At 65.7% G+C, this 26,058-nt stretch carries 21 protein-coding genes and 2 pseudogenes; 12 read left to right on the top strand and 11 right to left on the bottom strand.

From position 1 onward, the window contains the following. The first annotated feature begins 110 nt into the window (after positions 1 to 110). Positions 111 to 371: a hypothetical protein gene (locus HV773_RS26340; RefSeq protein ID WP_175197157.1), complete on the top strand. Its 261-nt coding sequence runs from the start codon at positions 111 to 113 to the stop codon at positions 369 to 371. A gap of 61 nt (positions 372 to 432) precedes the next feature. Here HV773_RS26340 and HV773_RS26335 read toward each other — a convergent pair whose 3' ends face one another. From HV773_RS26335 to nirB, 3 genes are read right to left on the bottom strand one after another with little or no spacing between them, the layout of a single operon-like run. After that, positions 433 to 4,617, bottom strand: coding sequence for a bifunctional nitrate reductase/sulfite reductase flavoprotein subunit alpha (locus HV773_RS26335; RefSeq protein WP_175197156.1), 4,185 nt, complete (start codon positions 4,615 to 4,617; stop codon positions 433 to 435). 29 nt (positions 4,618 to 4,646) lie between these two features. After that, positions 4,647 to 5,006, bottom strand: a complete 360-nt coding sequence (nirD, locus tag HV773_RS26330) for a nitrite reductase small subunit NirD (protein ID WP_175197155.1) — start codon at positions 5,004 to 5,006, stop codon at positions 4,647 to 4,649. A gap of 36 nt (positions 5,007 to 5,042) precedes the next feature. Further along, the gene (gene nirB, locus HV773_RS26325; RefSeq protein ID WP_175197192.1) at positions 5,043 to 7,634 is read right to left on the bottom strand and encodes a nitrite reductase large subunit NirB; all 2,592 of its coding nucleotides are present in this window, start codon (positions 7,632 to 7,634) and stop codon (positions 5,043 to 5,045) included. Positions 7,635 to 8,143: 509 nt separating this feature from the next. Here nirB and cobA point away from each other — a divergent pair. After that, positions 8,144 to 8,905 (top strand): uroporphyrinogen-III C-methyltransferase, encoded by a 762-nt coding sequence (gene cobA, locus HV773_RS26320; protein WP_175197154.1) that lies wholly within the window; start codon positions 8,144 to 8,146, stop codon positions 8,903 to 8,905. A 16-nt stretch (positions 8,906 to 8,921) separates the two neighbouring features. Here cobA and HV773_RS26315 read toward each other — a convergent pair whose 3' ends face one another. The 3 genes from HV773_RS26315 to HV773_RS26305 form a co-directional block, all read right to left on the bottom strand. Continuing rightward, positions 8,922 to 9,704, bottom strand: a complete 783-nt coding sequence (locus HV773_RS26315) for an alpha/beta fold hydrolase (protein WP_175197153.1) — start codon at positions 9,702 to 9,704, stop codon at positions 8,922 to 8,924. 34 nt (positions 9,705 to 9,738) lie between these two features. After that, positions 9,739 to 10,518 (bottom strand): glycosyltransferase family 2 protein, encoded by a 780-nt coding sequence (locus tag HV773_RS26310; protein WP_175197191.1) that lies wholly within the window; start codon positions 10,516 to 10,518, stop codon positions 9,739 to 9,741. A gap of 218 nt (positions 10,519 to 10,736) precedes the next feature. Further along, positions 10,737 to 10,997, bottom strand: a complete 261-nt coding sequence (locus HV773_RS26305) for a phosphopantetheine-binding protein (protein WP_175197190.1) — start codon at positions 10,995 to 10,997, stop codon at positions 10,737 to 10,739. Between the two features lie 657 nt (positions 10,998 to 11,654). On the opposite strand from HV773_RS26305, the gene HV773_RS26300 reads away from it, so the two are divergent. From HV773_RS26300 to HV773_RS26255, 10 genes and pseudogenes are all read left to right on the top strand, one after another. Next, complete coding sequence (locus HV773_RS26300; protein WP_246282397.1) at positions 11,655 to 12,347, top strand: COG4648 family protein; 693 nt, start codon at positions 11,655 to 11,657, stop codon at positions 12,345 to 12,347. Between the two features lie 61 nt (positions 12,348 to 12,408). Beyond that, positions 12,409 to 14,190: pseudogene (locus HV773_RS26295) on the top strand (AMP-binding protein); the annotation flags it as partial. 92 nt (positions 14,191 to 14,282) lie between these two features. After that, positions 14,283 to 15,212 (top strand): annotated as a pseudogene (locus HV773_RS26290) (lysophospholipid acyltransferase family protein); the annotation flags it as partial. 173 nt (positions 15,213 to 15,385) lie between these two features. Next, positions 15,386 to 16,072, top strand: coding sequence for a LolA-related protein (locus tag HV773_RS26285; protein ID WP_175197151.1), 687 nt, complete (start codon positions 15,386 to 15,388; stop codon positions 16,070 to 16,072). 45 nt (positions 16,073 to 16,117) lie between these two features. Continuing rightward, entirely contained in the window at positions 16,118 to 18,676 is a 2,559-nt protein-coding gene (locus HV773_RS26280; RefSeq protein ID WP_175197150.1) for an MMPL family transporter, read from the top strand. Next, entirely contained in the window at positions 18,673 to 19,668 is a 996-nt protein-coding gene (locus tag HV773_RS26275; RefSeq protein ID WP_175197149.1) for a polysaccharide deacetylase family protein, read from the top strand. The genes HV773_RS26280 and HV773_RS26275 overlap by 4 nt, the downstream gene beginning before the upstream one ends. Before the next feature lie 65 nt (positions 19,669 to 19,733). After that, positions 19,734 to 21,008, top strand: coding sequence for a beta-ketoacyl-[acyl-carrier-protein] synthase family protein (locus HV773_RS26270; RefSeq protein ID WP_175197148.1), 1,275 nt, complete (start codon positions 19,734 to 19,736; stop codon positions 21,006 to 21,008). A gap of 7 nt (positions 21,009 to 21,015) precedes the next feature. After that, positions 21,016 to 21,846, top strand: coding sequence for a beta-ketoacyl synthase chain length factor (locus HV773_RS26265; protein ID WP_175197147.1), 831 nt, complete (start codon positions 21,016 to 21,018; stop codon positions 21,844 to 21,846). Further along, entirely contained in the window at positions 21,843 to 22,361 is a 519-nt protein-coding gene (locus HV773_RS26260; RefSeq protein WP_175197146.1) for a hotdog family protein, read from the top strand. Before HV773_RS26265 ends, HV773_RS26260 begins: the two co-directional genes overlap by 4 nt. Continuing rightward, positions 22,358 to 22,684: a hypothetical protein gene (locus HV773_RS26255; RefSeq protein ID WP_377730775.1), complete on the top strand. Its 327-nt coding sequence runs from the start codon at positions 22,358 to 22,360 to the stop codon at positions 22,682 to 22,684. The genes HV773_RS26260 and HV773_RS26255 overlap by 4 nt, the downstream gene beginning before the upstream one ends. A 21-nt stretch (positions 22,685 to 22,705) precedes the next feature. Here HV773_RS26255 and HV773_RS26250 read toward each other — a convergent pair whose 3' ends face one another. From HV773_RS26250 to HV773_RS26230, 5 genes are read right to left on the bottom strand one after another with little or no spacing between them, the layout of a single operon-like run. Continuing rightward, the gene (locus tag HV773_RS26250; RefSeq protein ID WP_175197145.1) at positions 22,706 to 23,332 is read right to left on the bottom strand and encodes a 4'-phosphopantetheinyl transferase family protein; all 627 of its coding nucleotides are present in this window, start codon (positions 23,330 to 23,332) and stop codon (positions 22,706 to 22,708) included. A gap of 49 nt (positions 23,333 to 23,381) precedes the next feature. Continuing rightward, the gene (locus HV773_RS26245) at positions 23,382 to 24,104 is read right to left on the bottom strand and encodes an SDR family oxidoreductase (RefSeq protein WP_175197144.1); all 723 of its coding nucleotides are present in this window, start codon (positions 24,102 to 24,104) and stop codon (positions 23,382 to 23,384) included. Next, a complete protein-coding gene (locus HV773_RS26240) occupies positions 24,101 to 24,748 on the bottom strand; it encodes an antibiotic biosynthesis monooxygenase family protein (RefSeq protein ID WP_175197143.1) in 648 nt (215 codons plus the stop codon). The genes HV773_RS26245 and HV773_RS26240 overlap by 4 nt, the downstream gene beginning before the upstream one ends. Beyond that, entirely contained in the window at positions 24,745 to 25,407 is a 663-nt protein-coding gene (locus HV773_RS26235) for an antibiotic biosynthesis monooxygenase family protein (protein ID WP_175197142.1), read from the bottom strand. Before HV773_RS26235 ends, HV773_RS26240 begins: the two co-directional genes overlap by 4 nt. Continuing rightward, positions 25,408 to 26,058, bottom strand: coding sequence for an antibiotic biosynthesis monooxygenase family protein (locus HV773_RS26230; protein ID WP_175197141.1), 651 nt, complete (start codon positions 26,056 to 26,058; stop codon positions 25,408 to 25,410).

Genomic DNA, 26,058 nt, shown 5'->3' with positions numbered 1-26,058 from the left:
GCGGCGGCCTCCATAAGGCGCACTTATAGCAACGATCGTAATATCGTCTTGGACTCGCTCGCGCGCGATGCGCAGAATGGAATCGATGCAAAGTTGCGCGGAATGCCGGCATGGCGACACCGCTGGCCGGCGCGCCATCATTCTACCGTTTGGGGGACAGGATGTTCGAGGCCTTCGCAATGTCCATCATTGCCGTCACGGCAGGCGCCAGCCTGACGTTTCTCTGCGCGCTCCTCATGCCTGATGCGTTTGCGCAGAAAAGCGCAGCGAATGGCCCGTTCGCCGGACTGGGCGACGCACCCGCGCGCCAGCGGGTCGCGCGCACGCGGCACTCACGCCGCGTGCGGCGTGCCGGTCATGCGCTGCCATGAATGTGCGACGCATGTGGCGTGATGGCTGTGCGCGCCGGCATGCGCTAGTCAAAGCCGACGTTCAATACACGTCGCGCACGTAGCGGCGCTCACGTGTCATCTGGCCGACGTACTCGCCGGCCGCATCATCGCTCATCCCGCCATGATGCGCGACGACCGATCTCAAGGCGGCATCCACGTCCTTAGCCATGCGGCTCGCATCGCCGCACACGTAGAAGTGCGCTCCCTCCTCCAGCCACGCCCATAGCTGCGCGCCGTGCTCGCGCATGCGGTCCTGCACATAGACTTTCTCCTTCTGGTCGCGCGAGAACGCGAGATCGAGCCGGCTGAGCAAGCCGTCGTCGCGCATGTGCTCCAGCTCGTCGCGATAATAGAAGTCTGTGGCCGCGTGCTGCTCGCCGAAGAAGAGCCAGTTGCGGCCCGCATCGCCATGCGCGCGCCGCTCGTGCAGGAAGGCGCGGAACGGCGCGACGCCCGTGCCGGGGCCCACCATGATCATCGGCGTGTCGCCGTGGCGCGGCGGCCGGAAATGCGTGCTCTTCTGCACGAACACGGGCACGCTGGCCGCGCCTGCACGGTCGGCGAGGAACGTGGAGGCTACGCCCTTGCGCTCGCGCCGGCCATTGTTGTAGCGCACCGCCGATACGGTCAGATGGACTTCTCCCGCGTGCGCCTTCGGGCTCGACGAGATCGAGTAGAGCCGTGGCTGCAAACGCTTGAGCATGCCGGTCAGTTCCTTCGCCGAGAGATCGACGGGGAACTCGTGCAGCACATCGGCCAGTTGTTGCCCCCACAACCAGTTCTTGAGATCGCTCTTGCGCTCGTCGCGCAGCAGTTCGCTCAAGCCTTGTCCCCGCGCACGCGACGCGATGAACGCGAGCGCATCGGGGCCAGGACGCGCGATCTCGTAGTGCTTGCCGAGCGCGTCGGCCAGGCGCATATCGCCCACGCCCTGCACGTCAACTGGTGCATCGGCCGGAAGGCGCGTGAGCGCGAGCAGTTCGTCCACGAGCGCCGGGCAGTTGGTCGGCCATACGCCTAGCGCGTCGCCCACTTCGTATTCGAGCCCCACGCCGTCGCCGCTGCTTGTCGCGAGCGAGAAGTAGCGCGTGTCCTTCACTGCGCCCTTCATGTTCAGGCGCACGTTATGAATGAGATGCGACGCGGCCGGGCGCGTTTTGGTCGCCGCGCAGCCGGGCAGCACCTCGGGAATCGAGCCGCCCGCAGGCACGGCGTGCAGCGCGGCGTCCTCTTCCTTGATGCGGACGACCACGCGGTCGAGCCACGCGTCCGCGCTGTTCTGATAGTCCGTGTCGCAATCCTGACGCGCCATCAAGCGCTGCGCACCCAGCGCTTCGAGGCGCGCGTCGAGGCTGCGGCCATGGCCGCAGAACTGGTCGTAATTGCGGTCGCCCAACGCAAGCACGGCATAGCGCAGCGCGGCGAGACGCGGCGCATGCTCCGCCTTGAGCGCCGACCAGAACGACTCGCCATTGTCGGGTGCGTCACCGTCACCGAAGGTGCTGGTCATCAGCAGCGCGTATTGTGCTTTCTCCAGATTCGCGAGCGAGTAGTCGGCCATGCACGCGGTGCGGATCTCGAAGCCCGACTCCATTAGTTGCATGGCATAGCGCTCGACGAGCGACTCGACGTTGCCGGTCTGCGACGCCCACAGCAATACGACCTTCGGGCGCGTATGGGCGATCCGCACGGCGCTCGGCTTTTCGACCGGTTCGTCGTTATGCAAATGGACCGATTCGAGCGCGGGCTCGATGCGTAATTCACCACGGCTGAACAACCCCGCCAGCAGGCCATCGAGCCACACGCGCGTGCTCGCGGGGAACGGCGCGTGTGCAGGCAGCACCGGAACCGCCACGGCACGACCCTGTGCCTCGGCCTTCGACGAGCGCAGCCCGCCGACAAAACCCGCGAGATAGCGCCGCTCGGTATCGTTGAGTTCCGGCGCAGCCACCGCGCCCAGGTCGAGTAGATTCGCAAACGCATCGATTCGGGACATGTCGAGTTCCTGAGACGGATGAGCCACGCCGGCATCGTGCGCGTCTGCCACGAGAAGGTCGGGCTCAGGCGCCACGCGCGCAAGCGCAACGGCACAAAATTTTAGTTCGGGTTGCTGAGAAAATGAATCGATCGCGTCGTTCGTGACCGCGTTCACACAAAGGTCCTCGCCGAACACGTCGTTCCAGTGCATCGGCGCGAAGCAGTTGCCAGGCTGCACGCGCTCGGTCACTACGGCGGGCAGCACCACGCGCCCACGCCGCGAACGCACCTCCACGCGGTCCTTCGCTACGATGCCTAGCGCACTCGCGTCCTCCGGGTGGATCTCGACGAACGGCGCGGGATTGAGCTTGTTGAGCATGGCCACCTTGCCGGTCTTCGTCATGGTGTGCCACTGGTGCTGCAAGCGCCCCGTATTGAAGACGATGGGAAACGTGCCATCGGGCAACTCGGCGGGCGCCACGTGCGGCCGCGCGAAAAATACGCCCTTGCCGTGCGGCGTGGGAAAAACAATGCGCGGGCGGTCGCCGCCTTCGTCCTCATGCAGAGTCTGGCTCACGCCGTCGTTCAAATAGCGAATGGGATTGCGGTCGCTTTGCGCCTTGTGTTCCTGTGGCGCACAAGGCCATTGCAACGGCGTCTCACGCAGCCTCGCGTGGCTCGCGCCTCGCAGGTCGTAGCCGGTCTTCGGATTCGAAAACGCCACGATCTCTTCGAACACCTCCGCCGCGCTTGCATAACTGAACGCATGCTCGTAACCCATCGCGCAAGCCACGCGCGCAATGATTTGCCAATCGGGCAAGGCCTCGCCCGGCGGCTCGACTGCCTGCTGCATGAGCGTCATGTTGCGCTCGGAATTGATCATCACGCCTTCGGCCTCGGCCCAGAGCGCGCCCGGCAGCAGCACATCGGCGTACTGATTCGTTTCGGTGTCCAGAAAGGCGTCCTGCGCGATCACGAGTTCGGCGGTGCGCAAACCTTCCATCACGGTGCGCCGGTTGGCAACCGAGGCCACCGGATTCGTGCAGATAATCCAGCACGCCTTGATTTGCCCCGTTGTCATGCGCGAGAACATGTCGATCGTGCCGCCGCCGAGCCGCGTCGTGAGCGTGCCGTGCGGCACACGCCAGAGGTCTTCCACGAAGGCGCGGTCGTCTTCCGAGAGCACCGAGCGCTGGCCCGGCAAACCCGGTCCCATATAGCCCATCTCGCGCCCGCCCATCGCATTGGGCTGGCCTGTGAGCGAAAATGGCCCGCTGCCGGGGCGGCAGATCTTGCCCGTCGCCAGGTGCAGATTGCAGATGGCGTTCGTGTTCCATGTGCCATGCGTGCTCTGGTTCAGGCCCATGGTCCAGCAGCTCATCCATTCTTGCGCTTCGCCGATCATCTGCGCGGCGCGGCGGATGTCGGCCTCTGCAAGCCCTGTGATTGCCGAGACTTTCTCGGGCGTGTAGTCGCTGAGGAAGGCCGGCATCGCGTCCCACCCGTGCGTGTACCGTTCGATGAACGAGGCATCCGTATGACCGCTCTCGTGCAGCAGATGCAGCAGGCCGTTGAGCAGCGCGAGATCGGTGCCCGCCTTGATCTGCAGGAATAGCGACGCCTTCTCGGCCGTCGCGGTGCGGCGCGGATCCACCACGATCAGCTTCGCACCCGCCTTCACGCGGTCCATCATGCGCAGGAACAGGATCGGATGGCAGTCCGCCATATTCGAGCCGATCACGAGGAACAGATTGGCGCGATCGAAATCCTGATACGAGCCGGGCGGCCCATCCGCACCGAGCGAGAGCTTGTAGCCGCTGCCCGCGCTCGCCATGCACAAGCGCGAATTCGATTCGATGTTGTTGGTGCCCACGAAGCCCTTTGCGAGCTTGTTCACGAGGTACTGCGCCTCGATCGACATCTGGCCCGACACATAGAACGAGAGCGCATCGGGACCGTGTTTATCGAGCGTCTCGCGCAGGCGGCGCGCCGTATCGGCAATCGCCTGCGCGAGCGGCAGCGGCACGGGGTCTTCGTCGCGCGCGTGGCGCACGAACGCGCGTTCGAGCCGCCCGGACTTGCGCAGCGCCACGTGCGCCGACGAACCCTTGGTGCACAGGCGCCCGAAATTGCTCGGGTGCTCGGCGTCGCCGGAGATCTTCGTGACTTCGCCGTCCTGCACGTGCAGCACCATTCCGCAGCCGACACCGCAGTACGGACAAACGCTCTTGACGGTCTTTTCGGTCATGTGCGGCTCGAATCCGTGGCTATAGAGAATCAGGCCGAAACCCAGACCTGGCCGTTCTCCACGCGCGCGGCGAACGCATTCACCGACCGCACGGGATCTTCAAGGCATTCGCCGGTCGAGAGATCGAAATGGTGCTTGTAGATGGGCGATGCCACGACGATGCGCTCGCCAAGGCTGCCCACGAGCCCGCGAGAGAGCACCGCTGCCTGCGAGTTCGGATCGTAGTTGCCGATGGCGAATACGCGCGCGTCGCCGTCGTCGATATGGAACACCGCGATCTGCTCGCCTCCCACGAGCGCACACACACCCGTATTGGGCACGATGTCATCGAGTTGGCACACGGGAACCCAGGTGTCTTGCGCGATTGCGTTGCTGGCGACGTGGCTCATTTCGTACTCCTCGTAAGTGAAGGGACTCGGTAAAACTCAAACGACTTCGATTACAACGGGAATGTCGGCAAGCGTCTCGTGCTGCACGTGCACCGGAATGTGCTGGCGTTCTTCGGGCGTGGCCGGGCGAATCTGGCCGCGCTCCTCCACGAAGGTAACGTGCTGGTCGCCCGCATCGCTATTGACGAAGTGACGGAAGCGCTTGCGCGTTTGCGGATCGGTCACGGCCTTCTTCCACTCGCACTCGTAGGTATCCACCACAAGCTGCATCTCCGCTTCGAGTTCAGCAGCAAGACCCAGCTTGTCGTGCACGACCACATCGATTAGATAGTCGAGGCCGCCTTCGAGGTTGTCGCGCCACACACTCGTGCGCTGCAGGCGGTCCGCCGTGCGCACGTAGAACATCAGAAAGCGGTCGATGTAGCGGATCAGCGTAGCCCCGTCGAGATCGGATGCGAGCAGTTCGGCATGACGCGGCTTCATGCCGCCGTTACCGCAGACATAGAGATTCCAACCACGCTCCGTGGCGATAATGCCGACGTCCTTGCCCTGCGCCTCCGCGCATTCTCGTGTGCAGCCCGACACGCCGAACTTGATCTTGTGCGGCGCGCGCAGGCCCTTGTAGCGGTTCTCCACTTCGATCGCGAGGCCGACCGAATCGCCCACGCCATAGCGGCACCATGTCGAGCCCACGCACGACTTCACGGTACGCACGGCCTTGCCATACGCATGCCCCGATTCGAAACCCGCGTCGATCAACTCCTCCCAGATGAACGGCAGTTGCTCGACACGCGCGCCAAACAGGTCCACGCGCTGGCCGCCCGTGATCTTCGTATAGAGGCCATACTTCTTCGCCACCATGCCCACGGCGATGAGGCCCTCGGGCGTGACCTCGCCGCCCGGCATGCGCGGTACGACCGAATAGGTGCCGTCGCGCTGGATATTGGCGAGGTAGTAGTCGTTCGAATCCTGCAGGCTCGCGTGCTCCTTCTTGAGCACGAACTCGTTCCAGCACGAGGCCAGAATGCCGCCCACCGCGGGCTTGCAGATATCGCAGCCGAGCCCGTGGCCGTGCTTCGCGAGCAGTTCGCCAAAGGTCTTGATGCTCTCCACGCGCACGAGGTGATAGAGCTCCTGGCGCGAATACGGGAAGTGCTCGCAAAGGTGATTGTTGACGGCCACGCCCTGGCGCCGCATCTCCGCCTTCATGATCTGCGTGACGAGCGGCACGCAGCCGCCGCACGACGCGCCTGCGCAGGTAGTGGCCTTCATCGCGCCGATGCTCGTCGCGCCTTCGCGCACCGCCTCGCAGATCCGCGCCTTCGAGACGTTGTTGCAGGAGCAGATCTGCGCCCCCAAGGGCAGCGCCTCCACGCCGAGCGCGGGCTTGGCCTTGCCATCGGCTTGCGGGAGGATCAGGAACTCGGGCGACTCGGGCAGCTCGATGCGGTTGAGCATCATTTGCAGCAGCGTGCCGTATTCGCTTGCATCGCCCACCATCACCGCGCCGAGCAGATGCTTGCCGCATTCGGAAACCACGATCTTCTTGTAGACCTCGCGGCGCTCGTCGGCGAAGCGGTATGAGCGGCTGCCCGGCGTCTTGCCATGCGCGTCGCCGATGCTCGCCACATCCACGCCCATCAGCTTGAGCTTGGTGCTCAGGTCCGCGCCTTCGAACACACTTCCCACGTCGCTAACCAGCGCCTTCGCAACGATGCGCGCCATGTCGTAGCCTGGCGCCACGAGGCCGAAGATCTGGCCTTGCCACAGCGCGCACTCGCCGATCGCATAGATATCGGGGTCGCTCGTGCGGCAAGCGTCGTCGATGACGATGCCGCCGCGCGCGCCCACTTCCAGCCCGCAGGCGCGCGCGATCTCGTCGCGCGGGCGAATGCCGGCCGAGAACACGATCATGTCGGCGTCGAGATGCGTGCCGTCGGCGAACATCATGCGGTTGGCCGCGCTTTCGCCGTCCACGATTGCCGTGGTGTTTTTCTGCGTATGCACGCTCACGCCCAGCGCTTCGATCTTGCCGCGCAGCATACGGCCGCCGTCTTCGTCGACTTGCACGGCCATCAGGCGCGGCGCGAATTCGACCACGTGTGTATCGAGCCCCAGATCTCGCAGAGCCTTCGCGCATTCGAGCCCGAGCAGGCCGCCGCCCACCACCACGCCCGACTTCGCGCTCGCGCCGCGTGATCGCATCGCTTCGAGATCTTCGATGGTGCGGTAAACAAAGCAGTCCGTACGATCGTTTCCCGCGAGCGGCGGCACGAACGGCGAGGAACCCGTGGCAATCACGAGCTTGTCGTACGAAAGCGTCTCGCCGTTGGACACGCTCACGGTGCGCGCTGCGCGATCGATCGCGACAGCCTTCGCGCCGAGCACGAGGCGAACGCTGCGGCGGACATCGTCGCGCTCGAAGAATCCGTCGCTCACGAGCGAGAGATCTTCGGCGGACCTGCCGGCGAAGAATTCGGAGAGATGCACACGGTCGTATGCAGGACGCGGCTCTTCGCAGAGCACCGTCACGCGCAGGTTCTGCACGTTGAGTGCTGCGGCGTCGGCGAGCACGCACTCCAGAAATTTGTGGCCCACCATGCCGTGACCAATGACGACGATATTCAGACCGTTCGTTGCGAGCGTTGATTGCGTCATGCCTGTAGCCCCTGCCAAATAAAAAGGCGCCCCGCGAATCCGGCTCGCGAAGAGCCAGATTCGGGGGCGCCGTTGCCCTGAGATTGAATCGATTTGCACTGCCACGCTGCAGCATCGCAGCCGGTTCGCCGGCCGCCGGATCGCCGTTGATCCTGTTCGCGAATCGTTACGCAAGCACCGTGCCAGTTCGCGAGAAATCGCTGAGAGCCTCATGCAGCGGGGCGCACACGATTTACTGCATCACCTTGCTCACGCGAGCACTCGTGCCTCGCGATACGGCCCGGCACAAGTTTGGTGCTGTGCAGCACGCTTGCTGTGCGCTTTCGGTGCGCCAAGGCGATGCATTCGCGAATGCTTGTCAATCGGTGCGCGCCCGCTTGGGGCGGCAAAGACCCGATATCGATCACTTCATTGCGCGCTGGTCTGGAACTTGCGTGACGGCATCGGCGAACCCACTGAATCAACGCGAAAGGACAAACATGAACCCAACGGGCAAGGTCACCTTATTGAGCGCGGGTCCAGGCGACCTCGACCTGCTGACTCTCAAGGCGGCCAAGGCGCTCGCATGCGCCGACGTCGTGCTGCTCGACGATCTCGTGAATCCCGAGATTGCCGCGCTCGCCCCGCAGGCGCGCGTGATCAAGGTCGGCAAGCGCGGCGGTTGCCGCTCCACGCCGCAGGCGTTCATCGAGCGCCTCATGCAGCGCTACGCGCGCAAAGGCCTTCATGTGGTGCGAGTGAAAGGTGGTGAAGCGCTGCTGTTCGGCCGCGCGGGCGAAGAACTCGCGGCACTGCAGCGTGCGCGGATTCCCGTGGCGATTATCAATGGCGTATCGTCGGCGTTCGCGGCGGCGGCGGGACTCGGCGTCTCGCTCACGCATCGCGACCACTGCCAGGGCGTGATTTTCGTGACGGCGCATCTGCGCGACCACAGCGAACCGGACTGGCGCGCGCTCGCCGCCACGCGCATGACGCTCGCAATCTATATGGGGATGAGCCGCATCGAGACGCTGTGCGCGACGCTCGCACAAGCGCTTTCGAGCGATACACCGGCTGCGGTGGTGCAGTGGGCCGGCAGCGCGAACGAGCGCCGCGTGACGGGAACGCTCGGCACCATCGCCGCTGTGGCGACGGAGGCCGGGCTCGGCAGCCCGGCCATCATTCTCGTGGGTGATGCGATTGGGGAGGCCATCACGCTGGCTGCATGGGAGACAGAGGCGCCGCTATTGCGCAGCGCCTAGCGAGGGCGAGATCGTTCTATTTGCCGAGGTCGAGAAGATTCGAAATGGCCAACGCCAGACCATCGGGGTTGTCGTACGCAATCATGTGTTCGGTGTCGGCCACGAGTTCAACGGTACAGCCGGCTTGCTCGAACTTCGCAATCTGGTCGCGCGTTGCCGTATCGGAGAGGACCACGCCTTTTATCGCGTTCAGATTGGCCAGATCATCGAGCCAATGGCTCGAGTTATCTTCGATGGCCGATTGGGCCCATTGGTGAATGGCATGAGGCGAGGCTACGGAAAATGGCCCCAGCCACGCATCGTTGCCGCCCTGGATTTTCAATTGCGCCAGCAATTGCGCAAACCCGCCGTCGACAAATTGCGCTTCTGTTTGCGATGCAATTTCGGACAACATAGCAATGCCGTATTCGGTCAGACCCGGTTCGCACAGAATCAGCGTGCTCACCTGAATCGGCAGCTTCTGTGCGAGTTTCAGCGCAATGAATGCCCCGGCGCTGTGGCCGAACAGGGTTACGCGCGAGCAACCCTGGCTCGCGACAAAGTCCGACAAGACAGCCGCCTGCGCTTGCGAATGGTAAGTTCCGTCCGGTGGCTTGTCGCTAAAGCCCGATCCCATGAGATCGACCAGCAATGACCTGCGCTGCGCGTACGAATTGGCGCTGACTACCGGCGGGTAATCGCTGCTGGAGGCGCAGCCCAAACCGTGAATATAAAAGAGCGGCTCAAAAGCCTCGCTCCCGGAATACAGGTCGAAATAGCGAAGAAAATTGCCTCTATCGTCGATAGCGAATTCATCCATCCTCGATCCTGAGTCCTGGTACCCGCGCGCGCCGTTACGCCGTCTCCCTCCGCCCTAGCACTTTTTTTGCGGCAAGCAACGGCAACCGCACGCCGAACCCGCCCAAAAGTCGCAGATGCATCCACGTCAGCAGCAGGTTGTCGCGCGCGTAATTGAAATGCGAAACGCCGCCCTCGTGCGCACTGAAATAGCGCACCGGCGCCTCGATCTGGATCGGCGGCACACCGGCCCAGCAAAGGCGCACAGCGGCTTCGGGATCGAAATCGAAACGGCGCATCCACGAATGACGCTGCATGATCGTCTTGAGCGGCTCGATCGGATAGATGCGAAAGCCGTAGAGCGAATCGCCAATGCCCGCCCACAGCGTTTCGATATCCGCGAACAGGTTCGAAAGGCGTCGCCCCTGCACGCGAATCCACGGCGCGCTCGCATCGAACTTGGGGCGACCCAGCACCATCGCATCGGGCTGCGCCTGCGAAGCGGCCATGAAGCGCGGAATCAATTCGGTCGGATGCTGGCCGTCGGAGTCCAGCGTGAGCACGTGCGTGAAGCCGCGCGCCGCCGCGGCCTCGATGCCCGCAAGCACCGCGCCGCCCTTGCCGCAATTGGTGGGCAGCACCATCACGTGCAGCCCCGGGTCGTTCGCCGCCATTGCCTGCAGGCGCTCGGTGCTGCCATCGGTGCTGCCGTCCACGACCACCCACACGGGGTTCCAGCACGCGCGCGCGGCGCGCACGGTCTCGTCGACCTTGAGGCCCGGGTTGTAGCTCGGAATCAGGACGAGATGTGTGGATGAAGCGGTCGGCGTGGGCATGGAAGCGAGCGATTGCATGAAACGAAATACTGACAAGATTTTATGACCCGCCTGCGATCCTGCCCATCGAGCCGCACGATCGTGCCACGCGAGCGGCTCGATGCGTCCTGCAAAAAACGCGCGCCGGCCATCGGCAGCAAGAGCGGCTGCTTGACTTTGAAATGCTGTTGAAAACGCCGTCGAAGGAAACGTGTGTCGTGCAGCCGCCGCGAGCGCGCTCAGCGCACGCGATTCGCTTCCACGCAGGCGGCCAGCGCGCCCAGCGTCGCGAAGATCTTTTCGTTATCGGGATTGTCGGAGCGCAGCTCGAAGCCGTACTTCTTCGAGATCAGCAGCGCGATCTCCAGAATGTCGATGGAGTCGAGCCCGAAGCCCTCGCCATAGAGCGGGGTCTCGGCGCTCACGTCGTCGAGCGAGACGTCCTCGAGATTCAGTTCGCCGACGATTAGTGCGGCAAGCTCTTTTTCCAGTGCGTTCATCATGCGTGCCCGACAGTTGGCGCACAGGCGGCGCGCAACTGGCGACACGGCGCACGCATCGCACGTGCTCCCCGCCGTCCCTCCCGGCGCCTGCCCGCTGCCCCACCTGCCTGATTTTGGGGTTCGTTTAGTAAAAGTTACGCGGATTCTAGACGATGGGTATCGGGGCGTATACGGGGCGCGCCGCTGAAAGGTTACAAGGGGTCGGGCACGAGGCGCGCCAAATCTGGGACGCGAACGCGCGAGACGCTTGCGCGGCATTGGGCGCAAATGGTTCGGACGCCCGCGCAGCCCCGCGCGACGACATACAAACGGTTACAAACCGGCCGCGCGCCATTCCGGCGATGGTCCGTCGCCATCTTAAAATATGCATGCCGCACTCGTGCGGCCAGTTATTCATATGACATATGGGTTGCGGGCGAGCGTCAAAGCGCCTGAACAGCCACCCGCCCCCGTCAAGTGAGAACTGCCTGACCCCCCCGCCCATGGAGCCGAACTCGCTGTGTCGCACCCGCCCTGTTGCCATCGCCTCGCACCGGACCTCGTTCCGGTAAAATTGCCGGTTTGCCTCGCGGCGGACGGTGGGGTCGGCGCGCGAGGTGCGAAAGGACGCACACACGAGGCTTCGGGCCGGCACCGCCCGCCCGGAGGACCGCGATGAGCACGTTCGCAGGCTTCGCGCGCGCGGCGCTCGCGGTTGGGGCGGTGGTCGCGTACCAGCTCTTGGCCCACCACGCGGTGGCCACGCCCGGCGAGCACGGTTTCGGACTCGCCATGGCGCTGGTGCCGCCATTGGCCATCGCGCTAATTGCTGCTGCCCGTTCGCCGCGCCGGGGCTGGCTGCTGCCGCTCTGGGCGCTCGTGGCGGTCGCGTTGTGGGCCGCGCGCATGCCGCTTGCACGCCATTTCGAATGGGGCCTGTACATCGAGCACGTGAGCTTCAATCTCGGGATGGCGCTGGTGTTCGGCCGCACGCTCGCCAACGCGCGCGTGCCGCTTTGCACGCAGTTCGCGACGATGATTCACGGCTCGCTCACGCCGGCGGCCGCGCGCTACACGCGGCAGATCACGGTTGCGTGGACGGTGTTCTTCGTCGCCATTGCCGCAGTTTCGACGCTGTTGTTCGTCGCCGCGCCGATCGTCGCCTGGGCGACCTTCGCCAACTACCTGGCGTTGCCGCTGGTGGGGGCGATGTTCGTCGCCGAGCACGCGTGTCGCCGTTTTGCGCTGCGTGGCGAGCCGTCCGCTCGCATGGTCGATGCGATTCGCGCGTATCGGCAATCGTCGGCCCAAGGTCACGCAGGGCACCCACACCACGCGGGCCAGACGGTCCACCCGTGCCATGAGTGAATTCCCGCGCGACTGGCCGCGCGCAGCAGCGCCGCCCCCTGTTTCCGGTTCAACTGAAGTTATGTCGACTCATCCGCTCGTTTTTCACGCTTCGCCCCGCCAGGTCATTGCCTGGCGTGACGGCTCGCCGGTCACGGTGCGTGCGTTCCTCGCCGAGGTCGCACGGGTCGCCGCTGCGCTGCCGCCGGGCGGACACGTGTTCAACGTGTGCCGCGACCGCTACCGCTTCGCCGTGAGCCTGTGTGCGGCGCTGGTCGCGGGGCGCATCAGCCTGCTGCCGTCCACGCAGACGCCGGAGATGGTCCGCCAACTCGCCGTGTTCGCGCCCGATGCGTTTTGTCTGCACGACTCGGCCGATTGCGCCATCGACCTGCCGCGCTTTCGCTACCCCGAGACCGCGCCGGTTGCCTCCGACACCCGCTTGAACGTCGACGCGCAGGACGACGCCCCGTTCGACGTGCCCCAGATCGACGCGGCGCGCGTCATGGCCTACGTCTTCACCTCGGGCTCGACCGGCGCGCCGGTGCCCCATCGCAAGACCTGGGGCTCGCTGGTGGCCAACGCGCGCGCGTCGGCCGAACGCCTCGGGCTGCCCGCGGCAGGCGCCGCCACGCATACCGTGGTGGGCACGGTGCCGCCGCAGCACATGTTCGGCTTCGAAGCGACCGTGCTGCTTCCGCTGATCGGCGGCCTTGCGTTCAGCAACCGCCAGCCGTTCTATCCGCTCGATATCCGCGCCGAACTGGAAGCCGTGCCGCAGCCGCGCGTGCTCGTGAGCTCGCCCATCCACTTACGGGCGCTGCTCTCGACCGAGGCGTCGCTACCGGACGCGGCGCTCGTGCTCTGCGCCACCGCGCCGCTCGCCGAAAAGCTCGCCCGCGAGGCCGAGGCGCGCCTGCACGCGCCGCTCGTGGAGATCTACGGCAGCACCGAGACGGGCCTGATCGCAACGCGTCGCACCGCGCAGGGCGCGACGTGGGAACTGATGCCGCGCATCCGCCTGGAGGCGCGCGCAACGGCAAGCAACGAAGGACCGACGTTCTGGGTCTCGGGTGCGCACGTGGACGAGCCCGTGGCAATGGGCGATGCGCTCGAACTGCTCAACGCCCGCCACTTCCTGCTGCATGGGCGCAAGGCCGACCTCATCAACATCGCAGGCAAGCGGACTTCGCTTGCGTACCTGAATCATCAGCTCAACGCGATCCCGGGCGTGGCCGACGGCGTGTTCTTCATGCCTGCCGACGCCGATGCTAGCGAGCGCGCGGATCACGAAGGCACAGGCGCAGTCACGCGCCTCGTCGCGCTCGTGGTCGCGCCTACGCTCACGGCCGCCGGCGTGCAGCGCGCGCTGCGCGAGCGCATCGACGCCGCGTTCATGCCGCGCCCGCTCGTGTTCGTCGAGTCGCTGCCGCGCAACGAAACCGGCAAGCTTCCGCACGATGTGCTCGCGGCGCTGGTCGCACAGCATGCGCATGAAGCAACGATGACAGCCGCGATGACGGCAGCGGCGGCACAGGCAAGCCGCGAAAGCAGCGCAAGCCGCATAAGCAGCACCGCGTCCGCGCGCTCCTTCACGATTCCCGCCGATCACCCCGCGCTGCCGGGCCACTTCCCGGGCCAGCCGATCGTGCCAGGCGTCGTGCTGCTCGACCACGCCATCGACGCCATCGGCGCGGCCCTGAACCGTCCGATGCAAGCGTGGCGCCTGAGCGCCGCCAAGTTCCTGAGCCCGGCGCGGCCAGGCGAGGCGCTCGATCTCGACTTCGACGCCGCGGCCAGCGGCGCGATCCGTTTCACCGTGCGCGCCGGCAAACGCGACGTGGCGAGCGGCACGCTGTCCGCCGCGCAATCCCCCGTCACCACGGCGGCCGTCTCCACGGCGGCTGTCTCCCCAGCGTGCGCCGCGCGCGCACTCTCGCAGGAAGGGTTTCAACCATGACCAAGCGCACCGACTGGGCCCAGCGTCAGGAGCGCGGCAGCGCGCTGCTGCTGCGCGCCATGACCTGGCTTTCGCTGCGCCTCGGCCGCACCGCTGCGCGCGGCCTGCTGCATCTGATCGCCGTCTATTACATGCTGCTCTCGCCGCGCGCGCGGGCCGCCTCGCGCGACTACCTGCGCCGCGCGCTGGGCCGCCCCGCCCGCTGGAGCGACATCTACCAGCACGTGTTCACCTTCGCGACGACGATCCACGACCGCATCTATCTGATCAACAATCGCTTCGACCTGTTCGACATTCGCCCGAGCGGGCACACGATCGTCGACGCAGCACTCGCGAAAGGACGCGGCGCGTTCCTGATGGGCGGCCACCTCGGCAGCTTCGAAGTGGTGCGCGCGCTGGGCCGCACGCGGCCCGGCATGCGCGTGGTCGTGACGATGTTCGACGAGAACGCACGCAAGATCAACGCGACGATCGGCGCGGTGAACCCGGCCGCGCAGCCTGAAGTGATCGCGCTCGGGCAGATCGATTCGATGCTGCACGTGAACGAGCGGCTCGACCGGAATTGCCTGGTGGGCATGCTCGCCGACCGCACGCTGCTCGCCGACGCCGCCAGCTCGATGCGCCGCATGGGCTTTCTCGGCGAGCCCGCCGCGTTCCCGCTCGGGCCGCTTTACATGGCCGCGATGCTCAAGCGGCCGGTGATCTTCATGACGGGCTTGTATCGCGGCGGCAACCGCTACGACGTGCACTTCGAACTGGTCGCCGACTTCACCGATACGCCGCGCGAGGCGCGCCAGGCCGCCGTCGACGCGGCGATCACGCGCTACGTCGCGCTGCTCGACAAGCATTGCCGCGCAGCGCCCTATAACTGGTTCAACTACTTCGACTTCTGGCAGAGCGCGCAGACCGCAAAAGCGGACCAGGCTGCGAAGAAACCGCAAACGGCCAAACCCGCGCCAGCAACGCAAACGCCAGCACACGCGGACATTGCCGCGCGCGTCGCCAGGAACGCCTATGCGACGAACCGCGCCGACACCGCTCGCGTGCACCGCAGCACGGCGGCGCACGCAGGCCTTGCCGCCCGGGAGACTTCCGACGCATGAGCGCCATCCGCCGTTTCGTCCGCCCGTTCATTGGCCAGCGGTTTGCGCGCCGCGTCGTCGCGTGTGTAATGAGCGCAAGCGCCGTGACTGCGCTCACGTTCGCCTCAGCCGCGCCTTCGCAAGCGGCGCAGGCAACCCAGGCAACACAAGCGGCAGAGCCTTCCGCCTGGACGCTCGACCGCCTCATGTCCGCGCTCGCCCAGCACAAGTCGGGCCGCGCCGCGTTCACGGAAACCAAGTACCTCGCGATCGCCTCGCAGCCGATCGAATCGTCAGGAGAACTGGTATTCGTCGCGCCCGATCATCTGGAGAAAAACACGCTCGAGCCCAAGCCCGAGCATCTCGTGGTGGACGGCGACATGCTCACCGTCGAGCGCAACCAGCACAAGTACACGCTCGCGCTCGCGCGCTATCCGGAACTGGGCGCGTTCATCGAGAGCATCCGCGCCACGCTCACGGGCAACCGGCCCGTACTCGAGCAGACGTATCAGGTCGCGCTCGCCGGCAGTGCTGAGAGCTGGACGCTCACGCTCACGCCGCGCGATTCGCGCATGCTCAAGGCCGTGAGCGCGATCACGCTCGAAGGCACGGGCGACGCGCTGCGCAGCGTAGCGATCCAGCAAGCGGGCGGCGACCATTCGCTGATGCGCCTGCGCCCGCTGCTCGCACCGGCAGCGAATTGAGCCCGACGTTGAGCCCAACACACAGGTAAGCAGGTAGCCGCGCGCATGGACGATCGCACCCCACCCGCCTCGCGCCAGCAGCAAGCCCGAGGCTTGCGCGCGCTCGCACAGGCATTGCAGCGCCACGCCGTGCTCGCGTGGCTGCTGTTCCTCATCGCCTGCGCGGGGATCATCGCGCGCACCCATTTCAGCACCGACCTTTCCGCGTTCCTGCCGCGCTCGCCGAGCGCCGGCCAGCGCGTGCTCGTCGATCAGTTGCGCGACGGCGTCATCTCGCGGCTGATTCTCGTCTCCATCGCCGGGGGCGGTCCCAACGGCTCCAGCGATGGCGGCGATGCAGCCGCTCGCGCGCAACTCTCGCGGCAAGTCGCGGCGCGGCTGCGCGCCGACCCGCGCTTCGCGGCGGTCCACAACGGCGAGGCCGTGAACGACGCGCGCGACCAGCAATTCGTGTTCACGCACCGCTACGCGCTGAGCCCGGCGGTCACGCCGCAGCGCTTCACGGCCGAAGGCCTTCATGCGGCGCTCGGCGAAAGCCTCGACTTGCTGAGCTCGTCGGCTGGCCTCGTCGCCAAGGACCTGCTGCCGCACGACCCGACCGGCGAAGTCGCCGCGCTCGTCGGCGAACTCGACAGCGCCGCGCAGCCGGCGAGCCGCGACGGCGTATGGGCCTCGCGCGACGGCACGCGCGCCGTGCTGGTCGCGCAGACCACCGCCGCAGGCTCCGATACCGACGCGCAGGCCAGCGCCATCGACGCCATCCGCAGCGCGTTCGACGCCGCCACGCGCACGCTGCCGAAAACCTCCGCCTCCACATACCGGCTGGAAATGACCGGCCCCGGCGTGTTCTCGGTGGACACGCGCGACGCGATCCGCCACGACGTCCAGCGCATCTCGGCCTTGAGCCTCGTGCTGATCGTCGCGCTGCTGCTCACGCTCTACCGCTCGCCGCGCACGCTCGCGCTCGGCCTCGTGCCAGTGCTCTCGGGCGTGGCCGCGGGCATCGCGGCGGTGAGCCTCGCGTTCGGCACTGTCCAGGGCCTCACGCTCGGCTTCGGCACGACGCTGATTGGCGAGGCGGTCGATTATTCGATCTATCTGTTCGTGCAGTCCGCCGAGACTCGTTCCGGCCCACGTTCGCGCTCGCACGACACCTCGCTGCGCGCCTGGGTCGCCGCTTACTGGCCGACGATCCGGCTGGGCGTGCTCACCTCGGTGTGCGGGTTCGCATCGATGCTGTTTTCGGGCTTTCCGGGCCTCGTGCAACTGGGTGCGTATTCGATCGCGGGTCTCGTGACGGCGGCGCTCGTCACGCGCTTCGTGCTGCCGCGCCTGCAAGGCGGCGCCGTAACGATCCGCGACGTCTCGCGCGTCGGCGGCTGGCTCGCCTCGGCCGCACAAGCCGCGCCGCGCCTGCGCTGGCCGCTGCTGGCGCTGACACTGGCCGCGGTCGCGGTGCTCGCGGTGCACCGCGACGATCTGTGGAGCCGCGAGCTGGCCTCGCTGAGCCCGGTCCCAGCGGCAAGCCAGGCGCTCGACGCGCGGTTGCGCGCCGACGTGGGCGCGCCCGACGTGCGCTATCTGGTGGAGATTCCCGCCGCGAGCGAACAGGCCGCGCTCGAAGGCGCGGAGAAGATCGGCGCGCAATTGCAGCCGCTCGTCGACAAGGGCGTGCTCGGGGGCTTCGAAAGCCCGGCGCGCTATCTGCCGAGCGACGCCACGCAGCGCGCGCGCCTCGCGAGCCTGCCCGACGCGGCCACGCTCGCCACGCGCATGCGAGAAGCTGTCGCCGATCAGCCGGTCAGCGTCAAGCCCGAGGTCTTCGCGCCGTTCCTCGCCGACGCCGAGGCCGCGCGCAACGCGCCCTTGATCACGCGCGCGGACCTTCGCGGGACCTCGATGGCGCTGGCCGTCGATGCCTTGCTGACCGAGCGGACCGACCGTGATGGCCGCTGGAGCGCGATGCTCGCGTTGCGCGCGCCCGAGGGCGCGGCCGCGCGCGCGAGCGGATCGAGCCTCGACACCGCGCCGATCAGCGCCGCCGTCGCGCGCGCGGGCGTGCCCGGCGCGCTGTTCGTCGACCTCAAGGCCGAGGCCGACCGCCTCTACGTGAACTACGTCCACGAGGACATCCGCCTCTCGCTCGCGGGCTTCGTGGCGATCGCCGTGCTGCTGGCGATCGCGCTACGCTCGCCGCTGCGTGCGGCACACGCGCTCGCGCCGCTCGTCGCGGCGGTGCTGGTGGTGGGTGCGGGCTTCGCGCTCGCGGGCGTGCCGATGACCATCCTCCATCTGGTCGGGATGCTGCTGATCGTGGCGGTGGGCTCGAACTATGCGCTGTTCTTCTGCAAGCCCGAGGCAGGCGCAGCAAACGAACCGGCGAACGCGCCGCACATCACGCCCCAGACGCTCGTTTCGCTGCTGGTCGCCAATCTTGCGACGGTTGCGGGCTTCGGCCTGCTCGCGCTCTCGCGCGTGCCGCTGCTCGAAACTTTCGGCCTTACGGTCGGCCCCGGCGCGATGCTCGCGCTCGCCTTCGCCGCGATTCTCGCGCCGCGGGCACACGTTACGGCACGGCCAGGCCACAAGGAACACCGCACATGAACACGCCTTCGACACTCGCACCGCAGCTGGGCGCGGCGCGCCGCTGGAGGCCCACGCCGCTGATCACAGGCTCGGCGGCACTGCATGCGGGCGCAGCGGCGGCGCTGCTGGCCCAGCCGTCGACCTGGCCATGGGCGGTGGGCGGCGTGATCGCCTCGCATCTCGCGCTAGCGGCGGCGGGACTCTGGCCAAGGAGCGCGCTGCTCGGCCCAAACTGGACGCGCCTGCCGCGTGCAGTGGATGGCAGCGACGACCGGCGCATCGCCCTCACCATCGACGATGGCCCCGACCCCGAAGTCACGCCGCGCGTGCTCGACTTGCTCGACCAGCACGGCGCGCGCGCGACGTTTTTCTGCATTGGCGATCTGGCGCGACGCCACCCGCGTTACGTGGAGGAGATCGTCGCGCGCGGCCACGCCGTCGAGAACCACAGCCAGCGGCACCGGCACAATTTCTCGATCTCGGGCCCAAGCGCCCTGCGACGCGAGATTGAAGCCGCGCAGCGCACGCTCACCGAGATCACCGGTATGCGGCCGTACTTTTTCCGCGCCCCGGCGGGCCTGCGCAATCCGTTTCTCGAACCGGTGCTGTGCGAGTTCGGCCTGCAACTGGCGAGCTGGACGCGACGCGGCTTCGACACGCGCGAGCACGACGGCCACAAGGTCGCGCAGCGCCTGCTGGACGGCCTCGCGCCGCGCGACATCCTGCTCCTGCACGACGGCCACGCGGCGCGCGGCCCGAGCGGCAACCCCGTGGTGCTCGACGCGCTGCCCGAGGTGCTGCGCGCCGCGGCGATGGCTAAGTTGCGCTGGACGACGCTGCGCGACGCCCTCGACCTCGACCTCGATCTGGCCCCGGCGACGGTGAACACCGCAGCGAACCCAGCAGTGAACCCAGCCGCGACCGACTCCCGGCAAGCCGAACGCCCCCGCCAGCCAGCCGGGCTCCCTGGCCGAAACGGAGCCGGCCACCCCCCATTTGATAAAATTTGATAAGGATCAATGCGCGGCGGGCTCGCCTTCGAGCTCGCACGCTACAGCCACCGGATTCGACCTTCGTGAAACCCCTTCTGCTCTCGCACTTCACCGCCACCAGCTGCCTCGGGCGCGGGCTCGACGCGACGCTCGACGCGCTGCGCAGCCAGCGCGGCGGCCTCGCGCCGTGCGATTTCGAGCGCGCGGAGCTCGAGACGTGGATCGGCGCGGTCGAGGACGTCGAAGCCGTGCCGATGCGCGCCGATCTTGCCGAATACGCGTGCCGCAACAACCGTCTCGCGCAACTCGGCCTCGTGCAAGACGGCTTCGCCGCGCATGTCGAGGCCGCTGCCGCGCGGTATGGCGCGGAGCGCGTCGGCGTGTTCATGGGCACGAGCACGAGCGGGATTCTCGAAACCGAGCACGCGTACAGCCAGCGCGACCCGCAAACGGGGGCACTGCCCGCAGGGTTCCGCTACGCGCAAACGCACAACGCCTATTCCGTGGCCGCATTCGTGCGCGCGTATTTCGCGCTGCGTGGCCCGGCCACGGCGATCTCGTCGGCGTGTTCGTCGGGGGCGAAGGTGTTCGGCTCCGCGCGGCGCATGATCGAAGCCGGTCTCATCGACGCGGCGATCGTGGGCGGCGTCGACTCGCTGTGCCTCACCACGCTGTATGGCTTCAACTCGCTCGAACTGCTCTCGCGCCAGCCGTGCCGGCCATTCGACGTGGCGCGCAACGGCATCTCGATTGGCGAGGCGGCTGCGTTCGCCTTCATCGAGCGCGTGCCCGAGGGCCGCAGCGCGCTCGATGACGATGCCGTGCTGCTGCTCGGCGTGGGCGAGTCGAGCGACGCCCATCACATGTCGTCGCCGCACCCGGAAGGGCTGGGCGCGCGCGCGGCCATCGAGCAGGCGCTCGCGACAGCGGGCGTCGCGCCGCACGAGATCGGCTACATCAACCTGCACGGCACCGCGACACCGAGCAACGACGCCGCCGAGAGCCTCGCGGTGCGCGCCCTCTTCGACGGCACGCCGTGCAGTTCGACCAAGGGCGCGACTGGCCACACGCTGGGCGCGGCAGGCGCGCTGGAGGCCGTGATCGCCGCGCTCGCGCTGCGCCACCGCTTCGTGCCCGCGGGCGTGAACACGACGCAGCCCGATCCGGCGCTCGGTTTCGTGGACGATGGCGCGCATCGGCTTGACTATGTCCTGCAAAGCCGCGACGCAGACCTGCACACCGTCCTGAGCAATTCGTTCGGCTTCGGCGGCACGAATTGCAGCCTGATTCTTGGCAGCGCGGACCGCTTGTCGAGCGAACGGCACGAATCGCACGATTCGCACGAACAGCGAGCGTGAACCCATCATGAAATTGCGCGCCTCCATCGAAAGCATCGGCCTGATCGGGCCTGGCCTCGCCAACTGGCCAAACGCCGCCGACGTACTCGCAGGCCGCGCGCCATGGACGAGCGCGCGCACCGCGACGCCAGCGCCGGAGGGCCTGCCCGCCGCCGAGCGACGCCGCACCGGCCCGATCGTTAGAATCGCGCTCGCCGCGGGCCACGAAGCCCTCACCGCGAGCGGCCGCGACGGCGCGACGCTCGCGACCGTATTCGCCGCATCGAGCGCCGACGGCGAGAACTGCCACGCCATCTGCGCAATGCTCTCGAGCGACGACCGCCATCTCTCGCCCACGCGCTTTCACAACTCGGTGCACAACGCGGCGGCGGGCTACTGGAGCATCGCGGCGCGCTCGCGGGCCGCGTCGAACGTGCTGTGCGCGCACGACGGCAGCTTCGCGGCGGGCCTGCTGGAGAGCCTTTGCCAGATCGTCGTCGATGGCGCGCCGAGCCTGCTGATTGCCTACGAGAGCGCCTACCCGGAGCCGCTGCACACGGTGCGCCCGATCGACAACGGCTTCGGCGTGGCGTTCGTGCTCGCACCGCTGGCCGAAGACGCTCATGCAAACGGATTGGCGTGCATCGAAGTGAAGCTGACCGACGCGCCAGCCACGACGCTCGCCTCCCCCGAACTCGAAGCCCTGCGCGTGGAAAATCCCGCCGCGCGCGCGCTGCCGCTGCTCGAAGCGATTGCAACGGGACGCGCGGAAAGCGTGGTGATCGACTATCTGCCCGACACGCGTGTGCGCATCGACGTGACGCGGTCGCCGGGAACGCATGCGGAGGGATCGCGATGACGCAAGACGCACAGGACATTGCGCAGCGCCCGCCGCTCGACCGCGCGTGGATCGCCGCGCACATTCCGCACAGCGGCGCGATGTGCCTGCTCGACAGCGTTGACGCATGGGACGACACGCACATCCGCTGCACGGCCACGAGCCACCGCGACGCGCACAACCCGCTGCGCTCGCAGGGCCGGCTGGCCTCGGTGTGCGGCATCGAATATGCGGCGCAGGCGATGGCCGTGCACGGCGCACTCGCGGGCATGCAGGACAGCACGACCCGCCCGCGCGTGGGCTTTCTTGCGAGCGTGCGCGGCGTGGAAGCCCGTGTCGCGCGCCTCGACACGTTCGACGCGCCGCTCACCGTGGAAGCCGAGCGCCTGGGCGGGGACGGCAACAACGTCCTCTACGGCTTCACGATTCGCTGCGGCGACGCGGTCCTGCTTGACGGGCGCGCAGCCGTGATGCTCGACGCGTCCGGCGCGCTGGCCCGAACCACCGATAACCGTTTGAAGGGAGAACCCACGTGAAAACACGCCACATCGTTCTAGCCGCGCTGCTGGCCGGCATGGCGAGCTCGGCTGCCTACGCCGATCTCCATGAAGTGAAAGAGAACATCAAGCAAGACTCGAAAGAGGCTGCGACGAAGACCGGCCACGCCGCGCGCGACTTCGGCCACGCCACCGCGGACGCGGCGAAAACGGTCGGCCACGGCATCGCGCATGTTTCGCGCGAGGGCTGGGAAGGCACCAAACATGTCACGCGCGAAGGCTGGGAAGGCACCAAGCGCGCCACGAAGCGCGTGTTCCATACGGACAGCAGCAGCGCGAGTCAGCATCAGGATAGTGCTTAAGCGCACGAGATCCGGCGGCGTTCACCTGGATAGCCCCGGGCCCTCGAATCCTTTGACCCGGATGGTCTGCACTACACTCAACCGCTCCAGCGCCAGACAAATCACCATCCCCCTGTATCCCGGCAGGGGCCTTAACCAATAGGTCTCGGCGCCCGCTTTTCCCGGCCGCCATCCTGAAGCGTTGATTGGCGGCCCGTATAACCCGCGCATGCCGAAATCAAGCCCCACTCCGATCAACTTCAACAATGATTCCTTGGCCGTCCAACATTCAAGAAAAAGATTGACGTCCGGGAATGCCGGGAGATCCTGAGGTTCATTGATCCATTCATAGATCTCCTTCCACCTTTCTGGATATCGAAGATGCACGATATCCACACCAAGCCGCTCCGGCCCCACTGCAATGACGAGACAAGCTCCACTGTGGCTGATGCTCATATGCATGCGTGCGCCAACGACTTGTGGACATCCCGCTGCGTCCTTGACGACGCGCGCCCCAGGGGCAAGCACGCTCAAGAGCCGCTGTGCGAGTTCGCGGCTGCAGGCGCGCATGGAGCAGCGCCCCTCTTCACCGTCAAACGCGAATACAGAAACACTCTCGCCGTCGTAATCGAGCGTGGACAGACGGTCGAAAGTGGTTTCACGCCACATGGATGCGTCCCATTGGGGCGAAGGCATCACCCGGTCTGGAAACGCTGCCTCAGACCCGTGCATGCGTCATGTCGATTACCGCCTTGCACCTGATCACGAGTTCTTCGACAATCGCGGATGGAGACAACGAGAGTACGAAGTCCACTGCTTTTGCAATATCATCCGGTGCAATCATCAGTTCCGACGGCAGAGCCGAGCCTTTCGACATGTCGGTATCGACAACGTCTGGGCACAGCGTGGTCACCCGCACATTTTCGCCAAGCAATTCGCGCGCTAGCGACTGGCCATAGCCGACCAATGCGAACTTGCTGGCCGAATAACCTCCGATCGGCGCAAACCCTTCGAGACCGGCAACGGACGAAATATTGATGATGTGCCCCTTGCCCGAGGCCTTGATCGCGTCTGCGCAGAGCGCGCAAAGATTGTGTGCCGCAGTAACGTTTGTGGCAAACATCTTATCGAGATCTTCAGTCGCTAACGTGCGGGTGCCGAAGCGAAAAATACCCGCGGAATTCACGAGTACGTCAAGCCGGCCCGAATCGCCGATGCGTGAATTCACGCGCGTGCGCACGGCCTCAAAATCCGTGATGTCCACGGCAATGCAACTGACGTTCACGCCATAATTCGAGCTGATTTCTTCCGCCACCCGCTCGAGCGGATTTTCTTCACGTGCGACGAGAATCAGATCGTAGCCCCGGGTTGCCAGCAGAGTCGAAATGGCCCGGCCGATTCCACGGCTTGCTCCTGTCACCAGCGCCAAGGGTGTCGTCATTGCGCACGCTCCCGAACAGCGACTTCGGCAGCGTTAGTCGAGACACCCTCGATGCACGCAACGCGCTCGCACAGTGACGGATGTAGCTTGTATTGCCTGGAGCGTTCACGGTGTTTTTCGTAGGCGCGATCATTCAGCGCATGCAGGAATTGATCCGCGCTTTCCCATTGAGCCAGATTCACGAGCCCGTACCGCTCAATCGCACCGTCGGCGCGCAACAGCCTCGCATTGACGAACCCAGGACGGGAAACCATGTGATCCTTCGCCTTGTCCCACATGTCGAGGACATCGACTATCTCCTCGTCGGATATCTCGAACGGGTTGACGAGCCATGCCGAACCATGTGCATGTGGCGAGAATTTCGACAGTTCAACTGCAAGACCGCACGTCACGCGCTCCACAGTGGCACCGCCAATTTCCCGGCCAGGAAAATCCCGCTCGAGCGCTTCCCGCCGGAAGTCCTCGCTGGACCAGCAATATGCCGCCAGATAGTCGTAACCGGCCTCGCCGATTTCCTGTCGTTTTGCGAACAACTCCGCATGGCAAAATCCAGTGAACCCGCACAGTTGCCGGACCTTGACTTCCCACTTTTTGGCAAACTCGTCATCACGCACATGGGAAATAATATCGACGACGTAGCTCATTTGGCGATCTCCGATGGCCGGTTCGTGAAATTTGTTCCGCCCAGCACGCAAGTTGACGAATTGCTGAGATATAGCGCGAAGTCCTGCGCGTAGTCGCCCAGAATTTCGTAAAACTCCGGTGTATCGAGCGCTTTAAAGAAATGCTCCATGGTGCCCCACCGAGCGATGTTCACGTACTTGATATCGTTCGACAAGTCGATCGTACGATAGAGGCTCGCGCCGAGATAGGCATCCTGCTTGCACATGAAGGCCTTCGCCCTGGCCCACATCTGCGCATAGCCCTCCATGCGTTCCTCGTTCATGTAAACGACATCGACCAGCACCATGCTTCCGGCACTGCCTGATTGCACATCGTAGCCGCACCCTGCCTGCAGAACGCCATTGAACGCCGTGAATTTCGCAGGCGTCGATGCACGGATACGGGACAATCCCGCATCCTGTCTTGCGAGCGTACGCGCCGCCTGCCACGCTTCGGCGCTTTCCCACTGACAGATGCTGGTAAATTTGACGTCTGTGCGTGGCTGGACGCTCCGGATGGTTTCAAGCAATTCGCCTGCGATATAGCCTGGCTGCATTGACAGGAAATCGCATACGGCCAGCCAGACAGCCCGCGCGGCCGGCGCGTCGCTTGTTTCTATAAAATCAATTACGTCAACCATTTATCGCTCCCTCCTGCCGGCACGAATTTGCTCGCCACCCGATTCCCCTGAAATTTCGCTCACAACGGTGGACAGGCAGATCGAAAATATGCCCTCGAATGGTTCGACGATGCGCCTGAAATCCTTTCCCTCGAACTGCTTCATAAACATTTCCTCGCTTTTCCATTCCGCCCGGCTGATAAGGAAATAGTCACTCTCTGGATTAACGCACTGAAAAAGAAAGGCATTCACGAACCCCGGCTGCATTTCCATGTGACGCTTTGATTCATCCCACATTTGCGCATACTTCGCTGCTTCACCACGCTCTATTCGATACGGGTTGGTCACCACGACGTTTCCCGTAAAGGACATCTTGCGCACGTCGCCGCCCTGGTTCAACACCGTATAAAGGTTCCGCTCTCCCCGAGCATCGCCTCGAGCAGAACAAAGCGGGCATGGTCTCGCGGCGCGCGGATCGGCATGCGCTCCATCCCCCTCCCATTCCGTAATGCCAACCAGCTGATACTCATCCTGGTTCAGGCATCGGTAGGTGCTGTGGAGCCAGGCTCCTGAAAAAAATGGCGCCTTGTCCAACGTTTGCGCGAAAGTCCGCCATTGGCTCGTCAGAACTTCCGGCTCTTCGGTCTTGATGAAATCGATATGAAAGAACAT

The organism is Paraburkholderia caffeinitolerans (assembly GCF_902859945.1).
GTDB lineage: Bacteria > Pseudomonadota > Gammaproteobacteria > Burkholderiales > Burkholderiaceae > Paraburkholderia > Paraburkholderia caffeinitolerans.
This window is presented reverse-complemented; position numbering and strand designations above follow the sequence as displayed.

Excerpts from the sequence above, each read along its gene's own strand:
- HV773_RS26340 (WP_175197157.1), top strand. The coding sequence starts at position 111 with ATGGCGACACCGCTGGCCGGCGCGCCATCATTCTACCGTTTGGGGGAC.
- HV773_RS26335 (WP_175197156.1), bottom strand. The coding sequence starts at position 4,617 with ATGACCGAAAAGACCGTCAAGAGCGTTTGTCCGTACTGCGGTGTCGGC.
- nirD (WP_175197155.1), bottom strand. The coding sequence starts at position 5,006 with ATGAGCCACGTCGCCAGCAACGCAATCGCGCAAGACACCTGGGTTCCC.
- cobA (WP_175197154.1), top strand. The coding sequence starts at position 8,144 with ATGAACCCAACGGGCAAGGTCACCTTATTGAGCGCGGGTCCAGGCGAC.
- HV773_RS26315 (WP_175197153.1), bottom strand. The coding sequence starts at position 9,704 with ATGGATGAATTCGCTATCGACGATAGAGGCAATTTTCTTCGCTATTTC.
- HV773_RS26310 (WP_175197191.1), bottom strand. The coding sequence starts at position 10,518 with ATGCCCACGCCGACCGCTTCATCCACACATCTCGTCCTGATTCCGAGC.
- HV773_RS26305 (WP_175197190.1), bottom strand. The coding sequence starts at position 10,997 with ATGAACGCACTGGAAAAAGAGCTTGCCGCACTAATCGTCGGCGAACTG.
- HV773_RS26300 (WP_246282397.1), top strand. The coding sequence starts at position 11,655 with ATGAGCACGTTCGCAGGCTTCGCGCGCGCGGCGCTCGCGGTTGGGGCG.
- HV773_RS26285 (WP_175197151.1), top strand. The coding sequence starts at position 15,386 with ATGAGCGCCATCCGCCGTTTCGTCCGCCCGTTCATTGGCCAGCGGTTT.
- HV773_RS26280 (WP_175197150.1), top strand. The coding sequence starts at position 16,118 with ATGGACGATCGCACCCCACCCGCCTCGCGCCAGCAGCAAGCCCGAGGC.
- HV773_RS26275 (WP_175197149.1), top strand. The coding sequence starts at position 18,673 with ATGAACACGCCTTCGACACTCGCACCGCAGCTGGGCGCGGCGCGCCGC.
- HV773_RS26265 (WP_175197147.1), top strand. The coding sequence starts at position 21,016 with ATGAAATTGCGCGCCTCCATCGAAAGCATCGGCCTGATCGGGCCTGGC.
- HV773_RS26260 (WP_175197146.1), top strand. The coding sequence starts at position 21,843 with ATGACGCAAGACGCACAGGACATTGCGCAGCGCCCGCCGCTCGACCGC.
- HV773_RS26250 (WP_175197145.1), bottom strand. The coding sequence starts at position 23,332 with ATGTGGCGTGAAACCACTTTCGACCGTCTGTCCACGCTCGATTACGAC.
- HV773_RS26245 (WP_175197144.1), bottom strand. The coding sequence starts at position 24,104 with ATGACGACACCCTTGGCGCTGGTGACAGGAGCAAGCCGTGGAATCGGC.
- HV773_RS26240 (WP_175197143.1), bottom strand. The coding sequence starts at position 24,748 with ATGAGCTACGTCGTCGATATTATTTCCCATGTGCGTGATGACGAGTTT.
- HV773_RS26235 (WP_175197142.1), bottom strand. The coding sequence starts at position 25,407 with ATGGTTGACGTAATTGATTTTATAGAAACAAGCGACGCGCCGGCCGCG.
- HV773_RS26230 (WP_175197141.1), bottom strand. The coding sequence starts at position 26,058 with ATGTTCTTTCATATCGATTTCATCAAGACCGAAGAGCCGGAAGTTCTG.